Source organism: Limnohabitans sp. Rim8 (assembly GCF_945869175.1).
Classification (GTDB): domain Bacteria; phylum Pseudomonadota; class Gammaproteobacteria; order Burkholderiales; family Burkholderiaceae_C; genus Limnohabitans_A.
In genome coordinates this window covers 16980-27776 of record NZ_CAMBNZ010000030.1, presented here as the reverse complement: position 1 = coordinate 27776, position 10797 = coordinate 16980, and the positions used below count along the sequence as shown (strand labels likewise).

Here is a 10797-nt window from a genome sequence, read left to right as displayed (position 1 = left end):
TGATTGGTGGATTTTTCAAGGATAAAATCGACATTCTGTTGTGAATGGCCTCAAAGCCATTTTTCAAGGGACATGGTCCATCACCCACGAATGAACCATGTTGAACAAGCAGTTTTGACCCCTTGCACCTTGTCGGTGCGATTAAAATCAAAACTGCCCAAGTTCCAAAGCTTCTTCTTGCCCAGTCATGGTGAAGTTTTGAATTGAAGATTTTTTATGTGGGGCGCTTAGCTCAGTTGGTAGAGCGGCTCCTTTACACGGAGTAGGTCGGCGGTTCGAGACCGTCAGCGCCCACCACCACATACAAACCAAGGCGAACCCTGTGTTCGCCTTTTTTGTTGACAACACGAGACTTCAGACATGTTTGATTCGATTCGCAACAACTCCAAAATTCTGATGGGTTTGTTGTTCCTGCTGGTGATTCCTTCTTTTGTTCTGTTTGGCATTGAAGGCTATAGCCAGTTCGAGGACAAAGGCGCTGTAGTGGCCCGTGTGAATGGCAACAAGATCACCCAGTCTGAATGGGATGCGGCTCACCAAGTGGAAGTGGACCGCATCCGCGCTTCAGTTCCGAACATCGATCCCAAATTGTTGGATTCGGCTGAAGCCCGTTATGCCACTTTGGACAAGTTGGTCAATGAACGTTTGATTGCATTGGCCGCTGAAAAGCAATTGCTGGTCACCAGCGATCAGCGCTTGGCCAGTTACCTGCAGCAAGATCCCTCGATTGCTGGTTTGCGTGGCCCGGATGGCAAATTGGACATGGACCGTTACCGCCAATTGGCTGCGAGCCAAGGCATGACGCCCGAAATGTTCGAAGCCCGTGTACGGCGCGATTTGTCCAACCAGCAAGTTTTGGCGGGTTTGCAAGCTTCTGCATTTGCCACACAAAGTCAAACCGACAAGGCATTGGACGCTTACCTGCAGCGCCGCGACGTTCAAGTCAAACGCTGGCCATCGGGTGACTTTGCGGCCAAAGTGGTCGTGACCGATGCCGATCTGCAGACCTACTACCAACAAAATTCAGACCGTTTTCGTTCGGTTGAAAATGCGGACATCGAGTTTTTGGTCCTGGATTTACCATCCTTGCAGGCACGCATTGAATTGCCCGATCAAGACCTGAAAACCTACTATGAGCAAAACCTGCAGCGCTTGTCTGGTCAAGAACAACGCCGCGCCAGCCACATCCTGATCAATGCGGCCAAAGACCTCCCTGAATCCGACAAGACCAAAGCGCGCACCAAGGCCGAAGAGTTGTTGGCAGTTGTGCGCAAAGCACCCAAAACCTTTGCAGAAGTGGCCCGCAAAAACTCGGACGACACAGGCTCGGCACAAAACGGTGGTGACTTGGACTATTTTTCTCGCGGTGCCATGGTCAAGCCTTTTGAGGACGCGGCTTTCGCGTTGAAAAAGGGGGACATCAGCGACATCGTGACCTCCGATTTCGGTTTTCACATCATTTTGTTGACCGATGTGAAGCAGCCAGCAGCGCCATCGTTTGAAGCCATGCGCACTCAACTGGAGGCCGATTTGCGCAAGCAACAAGCCCAAAGGCAATTTGCCGAATTGGCCGAGACGTTCAGCAACAGTGTTTATGAACAGTCCGACAGTTTGGCGCCTGTGGCCGAAAAATTGAAGTTATCGGTTCAAAAAGCACAAGCCCTGACGCGCATCCCAGCGCCTGGTATGCCGGGCGCTTTGAGCAACCCCAAACTGCTGCAAGCTATTTTTTCCGAAGATGCGGTCTCCAAGCGACGCAACACGGCTGCAGTTGAAGTGGCACCCAATACCTTGGTTTCAGCCCGAATTGTCAGCCACCGCCCCGCCAGTTTGCGGCCATTCGACGAGGTCAAAGACGATGCGCGTCAATGGCTGGTTCAAGCCAAGTCGGCCGAATTGGCAAAAACCGAAGGCTTGGCCCGCTTGACCGCTTGGAAAGCGGAGCCTGCCCAAGCCAATTTGGGTGAGGCTTTGACTGTTTCGCGTGACCAGCCGCCTGCTCTGCCTCAAGCGGTCATCGATGCGGCATTGCGTGCTGAGCCGTCCAAACTTCCGGCGCTGGTGGGTGTGGATTTGGGTGTTCAGGGTTACGCCGTGGTTCGCATCAACAAAATTGTTCCGCGCCCAGAAGCTTCTGCTCAACAAGCCGAGCAGAGCCGTGCTCAATTTGCTCGCCTGTGGTCCCAAGCCGAATCGCAAGCTTATTTGGCAAGCCTCAAGTCCAAATTCAAAGTCGAAATGTTGGCTGAAAAACCCAAGAACTTGGGTGATTTGTCCAGCGAAAAGCCTTGAGACAGCGCTATAATATTCGTCTGCGGTGGCTGTAGCTCAGTTGGTAGAGTCCAGGATTGTGATTCCTGTTGTCGTGGGTTCGAGCCCCATCAGCCACCCCAAGTAAATCAAGCACTTAGCCCAGCCCTCACCGGTTGGGCTTTTTGCTTTATGGCCTGTTGTAGGCAATCTGTAGGCAATTTGCTAAGGTGAAGCAGACGCGCATTTGCAAAAAATATTCTGTGCGGCTGGGTCTTTGACAAAAAATTTAGCACCAGAGTCACTTATCAGAGCTTGCGCTCAGAATTTATCCTGGCACGCTCAACTAGCTTTTCATAAGCTTCAGCCGTGAAGAATGAGAGCTTGCACTCATCAACTCTCCCACAATCGTGAGTTACAACCGTGGTGCTTGTACTCCACCTTGAGTAAATCACTTCAAACTGAGCGCCCCCAGATGTCTGCTTGACCTCCTTGCTCTGGTAAGTCGGCTCTCCGAAACGTTCTGTTACCGCTGTGATGACTCGCCCTTGAACTCGCGGACCAAGCGTCGAAACATTAAAGAAGTCTAATTTTCCTTCTGAATTGGGTCTGGGATACAACTTTTCCCTTTTGACCCAAACAGGGAGCGCGGTTGGAGACTCCGAATCAGGTGGCATTAAAAATATTTTGTCATTGCTTGTCCAGCACCAATTGTCCCGTTGACCTGCACCGCAATCTGAGAACTGACTCTTAAAGTCCTCGCCTAATCTAACTCCAAGAATCGGTGCTTGATTTTGGGCTGTCACTTGCATTGAGAGCCCACTCAAGAATGCCAAAAGAACATTTTTCATAGCACCAATAGATTGCTTTGAATCCATTTCTATCTCCAAACAGCTTAAACATAAGTAACAAGCAAAAGGTATCTTCCGCTGGTCTTAGTGTTCCTTACTTTAACCTACTAAATTTCAATAGGAATTTTTCAAGTTTGCTGTGCTTGCCATGAGGAAGTGAGACGCCCGCTTCCCTGACTTCGAGTGCAATTTTTCAACTTCCTCCATTCCGCATAACTTAGGCACATAACCCAGCTTTGAGCTTGAATAAAGTCGCCAAACGGTTTCGGTTAACTTGCCATTGTTTGCGACCTCAAAAAACAAAAAACCCAGCGGATTAGGCTGGGTCGCTTGTTTTCAATTCATCTTGTATAGCCCCCCCCTGACTTTGTGGTCGTGGGAAATTAGCAGGAGGACTGCTCCGCTTGGCAGCGAAAATTTTAAAGTTCTTAGCACCTGTAGAAGAACTCCTTTACAACTTCACGTCCAAGTAAATGATGAAGGTTTGAGCGTCGCATATGCCTTTTTGCTAGGTCAGCATTACAGCAGGGCCACTTTTGTCGTTGAAGTGTTCAGCGGTGAATTGATTGTTTCTAAATGTGGACATGGTTTTCTTTCAGTGTTTGATTTGGTTGGCAGTAGATGGCTTCTCTAGATGGTTTCCGTAAGACGGTGTAGACAAGTTGCATAAAGTTGCCTTGACAGCACCGTTAGACGGCATAGAAGACCACCTGTCTAAACCGGGAGACGGTGCTATGGCGTGACTCCTAGCACCGTGAGGCGGAGTAAGGTTTTTTTTCAATGGCGCAGATTTTTGGTATGCGCCACGTTCAAAGGTCAATGCCGCACCCGTGTCATAACCTTGCAGTTTGTCCAACATTCGCCAAGTTACGGCGTACCAGCTTGCCCGGTTTGGTCTATGGCCTTTGACCGTCTCAAAAATAAACCCAGCGGCCAACAGCTCACGTTTAGCACGGGTGATAACGTCAGAACTTTTCCACCCGCGTTTGGCAAGGTACGCTCCGGATAACAACATACGCCCGTTGTTGTCACGCACAAACTGTCTGGCTAGTTCAAATAGCAATGCTTTAGCTGGATGGCTTAAAAGAGCATATGCTGGGCAATCCAATACAGACCAAGGTAACGCTACGAACCCCCCCGAATCCCTGCCTGAATCACCCTTGCGGTTTTGATTACGACCGTTTGACATTGGGTTATGCCTTTCGCTTTGCCAGCCACGCCAGTACACGGCGGCGGTCTGTCTGGGTCAAGTGGTAAACGCCAGGCCAACAGTCGAACAAGTCGCGGTCTATCTTTTTGGTGCGGGTGCATGGCACATTCAGCCCACGGCGGCGCAGCTCTGCAATCAATTCAGGACCGTTTGAGCAGCCCGCGATTTGGTCGATTTGCTCCCGAGATATCGGGCGCGTCATTAGGGCTTGAATAGTGCGCAAGTGGCGCGGGTTATCTGTGCCTGTGAAATGGGCAGGTAAGGTAAAATTAACGCTGTCTAGGGCGCTCTGTTCTGCTTTTGCAGGGCGGGGCGTTTTCATTTGGCCACCTCCAGAACGCGGCGCAAATCTGCTACCTTCCATGCGAGGCGACCCGATATGCGAATGGGATTTACAGCACCACCCTCACTTACTGCCCAGCATCGCAATGTCTGCGGTTTACGGTTTAGATAGTAGGCAGCGGCAGCGGTGTTCACTGTCGGACGGGTTACGGATTCCAGCGGCGGAATATCGTTACAAGATGATTGCATAATTAATCCAAGTTAAATTAAACGACGGGCGTTTTAAAGCCCAAGTTTGTTTTGTCTTGTATTAACCAAGAATCGCTCTTGGCGCACCTCTGAGAAAGTGCTTAATATTTCTGAATCACTCAGAAATTGCTTTATTCAAGCAAATACAGGTTGGCAAATTCAAGTATGTTGATTGCCGTCTCATTCATTATTCTACACGCGCGCACAAAAATGTGTCAATAAATATTTTAACCAACAGTATCAGCTCATTTATTGATGCCGATGAGCGTCTACCGCACTTGATAAACTCGTCTATTTACCCTGGATAAACCTCTCTAGGCCTTCACGCTATTTCATACATTCACCACACGCAGCGCACCTACCGCGGCCTTGGCATCAAACGTCACCTTGGCTTGCTCCAATATCCATGCCTCGATTTTTTCATGGTGAACGCGTAGCAGTTCCAGGGGTCGAACGGTGTAATGCTTTTCAGCGGTTGCGCTTGGCTTATGGCCTTGAATCTGTGCCACCACGCCTACGGGTACTTCCAGCCATTCAGTAAGGCTTTTAAACGAACGGCGTAGTCCATGCAGCGTCAACCCTTCAAGGCCAGCGGCTCTGCATGCGCGGGTGTGGGGTGTGTTCGGTTCGGTCAGGCAACCGGTTCCACTTGTGGGACTTGAAAAAACCCATTCATTGCGACGGGGCAGGGCAGACAACAAATGGAGCATGTAGGGTGTGGCGGGTATCTCGCGAGTTCCTTCCACCTTGTCGCGAATGCTTATTCCCTTCCATTGGGTGTTTATGTCCTCCCAGCGCAGCCCAAGCACCTCGCCCGGCCTTCCACCAGTCAGCAGCATCATTTGAAGGCAGGCAGCGATTACGGGGTTCTGTATCTGTTGAACGGCAGCAAACCATACGGCAAGTTGTTCACGTTGCAGAACATCTGATTTCGCCCCGGCCTTGCCTAATGCTTCACGGGCTTTCTTTGTTTTGGCTGGGTTCTTAGTAGGCAGCAAGGAGGCATATTGAGGCTGCTCGGCACACCATGTAAGAAACACCGTCAGCAGTCGCCACGCAAGACGGGCAGATGATGCGCGAGTTTTTCCTTCAATAACTGCCCAAGCCTCAATGGTCGCTTGGTCCAGGTCTTTCAGCGCCAGCGGCATCAATGGCGCAAGTGGCCCCGGCTTGGTCAATTGCTTGCCACCACCCCGGCGACCAGACGGTAACCCCCCAGCCTTAGTTTTGTCGATATGGTCTCGTAAGTGCAAGTCACCCCAAAACGGCTTGCGTTCTTCTATGTAATTGGCCCAAACTTCGCCCACGGTAATAGCGGCAACTTTTGCAGTTTCCACATTCGCTGCGGCGGTTGCCTTCTTTTCAATTGCGGTGGCTTGTCTTTCGCGCTCAACCTCGCGGGGGTCCGTACCATTGTCCACCATCATTTTCAAACCTTGGGCTTTTTGCCGAGCCTGTTCAATGAGCCAGTCTTTTTGAGTGCCAATGGTTATACGGATGGTTGCACCATTCAGCCGTGATTCAAAAACGTAAGTTTTTCGTCCTGTCGGCGTTGCCCGTAACGCCAGCGTTGGGGAAATGGTGTCCCATAAAAAAGCTTGGTGCTTACCTATCGGGCAGGCAAAGTCATTAATCCGGCCACTGGTCAGCTTCACCCTGCTAACTTCCTTTTCCATGGAGCTCCTTAAATTTGTAGGCAATCTGTAGGCAAGCTTGATGTATTTAATGGTGTTTATATCAACACATGAATCATTGACTTCGACAATAAAATAACATAAGTTGTTGATTTGTATAGATTTTACCAACATTGATCAACACATGCAAATACATTAAATCCAGGATTGTGATTCCTGTTGTCGTGGGTTCGAGCCCCATCAGCCACCCCAAATTATGAAAAGCCCTTCCGGTTCTGGAAGGGCTTTTTTATTTCTGTTTCCCTTTGTTTGTGTGGCCGAGTTGTCCTTGCTTGATCACTGCTTACGCGCTGTTTATCCACAGACTTATCCCGTGACGCAGGGGTTCGCAGGGGCTAACATGGCCGTTTCGATTGCCGGTACACCATGTCTGCAGTATTTCCTCCTCATTTGAGCGGTTTCCCCGCTGCCCTTTCCTCTGACAGTCAAATTGCCAAGTTGCGCGTTCCGCCACATTCCATCGAAGCCGAATCGAGCGTTCTAGGTGGCTTGCTGCTGGACAACGGTGCTTGGGACCGTGTGGGTGATTTGCTGGTGGATTCGGACTTCTACCGCCACGAGCACAAACTGATTTACGCTGCCATTGGGGTGTTGATCAACACCTCCAAGCCGGCAGACGTGATCACCGTCAGCGAACAGTTGCAAAACCAAGGCAAGACGGCAGAGATGGGTGGTTTGGGCTACCTCAACTCCTTGGCGCAATACGTGCCCAGCGCCAGCAACATTCGCCGTTACGCCGAGATCGTTCGCGAGCGCTCGATACTGCGCAAACTGGTGTCGGCCAGTGACGAAATCGCCACCAATGCTTTCAATCCCCAAGGCAAGGCGATTGACCGCATCTTGGACGAGGCGGAGCAAAAAATCTTCAATATTGGTGAAGAAGGCTCTCGGATGAAGCAGGGCTTCCAGTCGATGGACACGCTGGTGGTGGAGCTGCTCGACCGTGTTCAAGAGATGGCCGACAACCCCAATGAAATCACGGGCGTGCCGACGGGTTTTTACGATTTAGACCGCATGACTTCAGGTCTGCAAGCGGGTGATCTGGTGGTGTTGGCGGCTCGGCCATCAATGGGCAAGACCGCTTTTGCGATCAACATCGCCGAGCATGTGGCCTTGAACGAGGGTTTGCCGGTGGCGGTGTTTTCGATGGAAATGGGCGCATCGCAATTGGCGGTGCGCGTGGTGGGATCGATCGGTCGCATTGACCAAGGTCATTTGCGCACTGGCAAACTGACAGACGATGAGTGGCCGCGCTTGACCGAGGCCATCGAGAAATTGCGCACGGTGTCTTTGCACATCGATGAAACGCCTGGCCTCACGCCTTCAGAGCTGCGTGCCAACGCTCGCCGCTTGGCGCGTCAATGCGGAAAACTGGGCTTGATCGTGGTCGACTATTTGCAGCTGATGAGTGGCTCGGGCGGATCAGGCGGCGACAACCGCGCCACCGAGTTGGGCGAGATTTCGCGGGGCCTGAAAATGCTGGCCAAAGAACTGCAATGTCCGGTGATTGCGCTGTCCCAGCTCAACCGCAGCGTGGAGCAGCGCACGGACAAGCGGCCCATGATGAGCGATTTGCGGGAGTCAGGCGCCATCGAGCAGGATGCCGACATCATCATGTTCATTTACCGTGACGATTACTACAACAAGGAATCGAAAGATCCTGGCGTGGCCGAAATCATCATCGGCAAGCAGCGAAATGGCCCTACAGGCATGGTCCGTTTGACCTTCTTGAAGAACCTGACACGCTTTGAAAGCCTGGCGTCGGGTCTGAGCGACGATTACTGAGACCCGACTGGCGATGTTCTGGATCGCTTAAAGCGCGTCGCTGGCAAAGTCGGCCAAACGTGAGCGCTCGCCACGGGCCAAAGTGATGTGGCCGCCGTGCGCCCAGCCCTTGAAGCGGTCGACTGCGTAGGTCAAGCCCGATGACCCTTCGGTCAGATAAGGCGTGTCGATCTGGGCCAAGTTCCCCATGCAAATGATTTTGGTGCCCGGGCCTGCACGGGTGATCAAGGTTTTCATTTGCTTGGGGGTCAGGTTTTGTGCCTCGTCGATGATCACGTACTTGTTCATGAAGGTGCGGCCGCGCATGAAGTTCATGCTCTTGATCTTGATGCGACTCTTGATAAGTTCGTTGGTGGCTGCGCGCCCCCATTCACCAGAATTGCCGCCGTCGCCTTTGGCTAAAAACTCCAGGTTATCGTCGAGCGCGCCCATCCAGGGGCCCATTTTTTCTTCTTCGGTGCCTGGCAAAAAGCCGATGTCTTCGCCCACGCTGACGGTGGCGCGGGTCATGATGATTTCGGTATAACGGCGGTCGTCCAGCACTTGGGTCAGCCCTGAGGCCAATGCCATCAGGGTTTTGCCCGTGCCAGCGGTACCCGCCAAGGTCACGAAATCGATCTCAGGATCGGTAAGCAAGTTGAGCGAAAAGTTTTGTTCGCGGTTGCGTGCGGTGACACCCCAAACGGAGTTTTTTTGGTGGCCAAAGTCTTTCAATGTGCGCAGTACCGCAGTTTTCCCCCGAATCTCGGTCACCCGTGCATACAAACTGGGCTCGCCCGGGGCTTCGAAATACACAAACTGGTTCATGAACAGGCTGGGCACGATGGGGCCGGAAATCCTGTAGAAGGTGTGGGTGCCTTGTTGCCAACTTTCGACTGTTTTGCCATTTTTGAGCCAGAAGTCGGCAGGTAAAGCCAGAGATCCTGGGTAGAGCAAATCACCGTCTTCCAGTGTTTTGTCGTTTTGGTAGTCTTCTGCATGCAGACCGAGGGCTCTGGCCTTGACGCGCATGTTGATGTCTTTGGACACCAGCACCACCTCACGCGGCGCATACATTTGCCCTAAAGCTTTGACCACACCCAAAATTTGGTTGTCTGCTTTGCCTTGGGGCAGGGCCAAGGGCAGGCTCAAATCGAGGGATTGGGTTTGGAAAAACAACTGACCCGTGGCGTCCGAGTGGCCCGTGGCACTCAAGGGCGAGCCTTGGCTCAGGTTCTCACCTTGGCCTGAGGCCAAAGCGTCCAGCGAGCGGCTGGCTTGCCGGGCATTGCGCGCCACTTCGGTCATGCCTTTTTTGTGGCCATCGAGTTCTTCCAACACGATCATGGGCAAGAAGACATCGTGCTCTTCAAAGCGGAAAAGGCTCATGGGGTCGTGCATGAGGACATTGGTATCCAGAACGAACAGTTTGCTTGGGCCGTTTTTCCGTTTGGCGCGGGATACTTTGACCGGGGTCATCACAGATTGAGGTGCTGTCGATTTTTGTGCAGCACTTGTTGCCTTGTCCGTCTGTGGGTTAGGGGGTGGTGCAACTGGCTTGCGAGGCCGGGCGATGGGTTTGCCCCTAGTGAGCAAGCTGGGCAGTGCTGCAGAAACTGCGGAGCTTGGACTTGGCTTGGAGGCCTTGGTTTCAACTTGGATCATCGACGGAACTTTTTCCTCCTCAGCGCCAGATGAGACGAAAGCAGAGGGTGTCAGGCGGCTGGCGCGTTGGGCAGGAGCAGGTGGCAGTGGCATGGACGAAGGCCTTTGGAGGGAAAATGGAATCGGGCGGTAAAAAATAAAAAGCCGCCTGGCGAACCAGGCGGCTTTTCGAAGAAGGGCTGATTTTCAGCGGCATGAATCCATTATGCACGAGCCAAAAGTCAAAATTGTCACAGTGGTATTAAGCCACTGCCGCTGCTTTTTTCAGGTCTTTCACGGCTTTGAGCACTTCTTCCACATGGCCAGGAACTTTCAGGCCCCGCCACTCTTGCTTGAGCGTACCGTCAGCGCCCACCAAGAAAGTGCTTCGCTCAATGCCTTTGACTTTTTTGCCGTACATGATCTTGTTTTTGACCACGCCAAACATGTGACACATTTTTTCTTCCGTGTCAGCGATCAACTCGAATGGCAGTTCCAACTTGCTTTTGAAGTCATCGTGAGATTTCATGTTGTCACGAGAAACCCCTAAAACCAAAGCGCCAGCTTTGACAAAGTCTTTGTATTTGTCGCGGAACTGCATGGCCTCTGTGGTACAGCCTGGGGTGTTGTCTTTGGGGTAAAAAAACAAAACAACAGGTTGACCGAGGTGGGAAATGTTGGAAACTTTCAGGCCGCTGGTCGCGTTGGCTTCAAATTCGGGGAGGGGTTTGTTAAGAACGATCGCCATAAAACTTTGAACTCGCTTGACAGGTGGAGCGGCAGTCGACGTACAACGCCGAAAGATTCGCTAAAGGCCGTGGGCCGCGGCAACCATCAATTTTACTCTGAATGG

The 10797-nt window shown here is 51.9% G+C and carries 6 protein-coding genes and 2 tRNA genes; 4 read left to right on the top strand and 4 right to left on the bottom strand.

What is annotated here, in order from left to right:
• The first annotated feature begins 221 nt into the window (after nt 1-221).
• From Q0O19_RS06615 to Q0O19_RS06605, 3 genes are all read left to right on the top strand, one after another.
• A tRNA-Val gene (locus Q0O19_RS06615) sits at nt 222-297 on the top strand.
• 63 nt (nt 298-360) lie between these two features.
• Nucleotides 361-2292, top strand: coding sequence for a SurA N-terminal domain-containing protein (locus tag Q0O19_RS06610; protein WP_295521172.1), 1932 nt, complete (start codon nt 361-363; stop codon nt 2290-2292).
• 25 nt (nt 2293-2317) lie between these two features.
• Nucleotides 2318-2393, top strand: a tRNA-His gene (locus Q0O19_RS06605).
• A 165-nt stretch (nt 2394-2558) separates the two neighbouring features.
• On the opposite strand, the gene Q0O19_RS06600 is transcribed toward Q0O19_RS06605, so the two are convergent.
• Together Q0O19_RS06600 and Q0O19_RS06590 are read right to left on the bottom strand one after the other, a co-directional pair.
• Nucleotides 2559-3128, bottom strand: coding sequence for a hypothetical protein (locus Q0O19_RS06600; RefSeq protein WP_295521170.1), 570 nt, complete (start codon nt 3126-3128; stop codon nt 2559-2561).
• A gap of 2046 nt (nt 3129-5174) precedes the next feature.
• Nucleotides 5175-6518, bottom strand: a complete 1344-nt coding sequence (locus Q0O19_RS06590) for an integrase family protein (RefSeq protein WP_295521175.1) — start codon at nt 6516-6518, stop codon at nt 5175-5177.
• 384 nt (nt 6519-6902) lie between these two features.
• Here Q0O19_RS06590 and dnaB point away from each other — a divergent pair, with 384 nt between their 5' ends.
• On the top strand, nt 6903-8321 hold the full coding sequence (gene dnaB / locus Q0O19_RS06585; RefSeq protein ID WP_295521167.1) for a replicative DNA helicase: 1419 nt from the start codon (nt 6903-6905) through the stop codon (nt 8319-8321).
• A gap of 27 nt (nt 8322-8348) precedes the next feature.
• Here the strand turns inward: dnaB and Q0O19_RS06580 are convergent, their stop codons facing one another.
• Entirely contained in the window at nt 8349-10058 is a 1710-nt protein-coding gene (locus Q0O19_RS06580; protein WP_295521165.1) for a PhoH family protein, read from the bottom strand.
• A gap of 148 nt (nt 10059-10206) precedes the next feature.
• Nucleotides 10207-10692, bottom strand: coding sequence for a peroxiredoxin (locus tag Q0O19_RS06575; protein ID WP_295521163.1), 486 nt, complete (start codon nt 10690-10692; stop codon nt 10207-10209).
• Nucleotides 10693-10797: the final 105 nt, after the last annotated feature.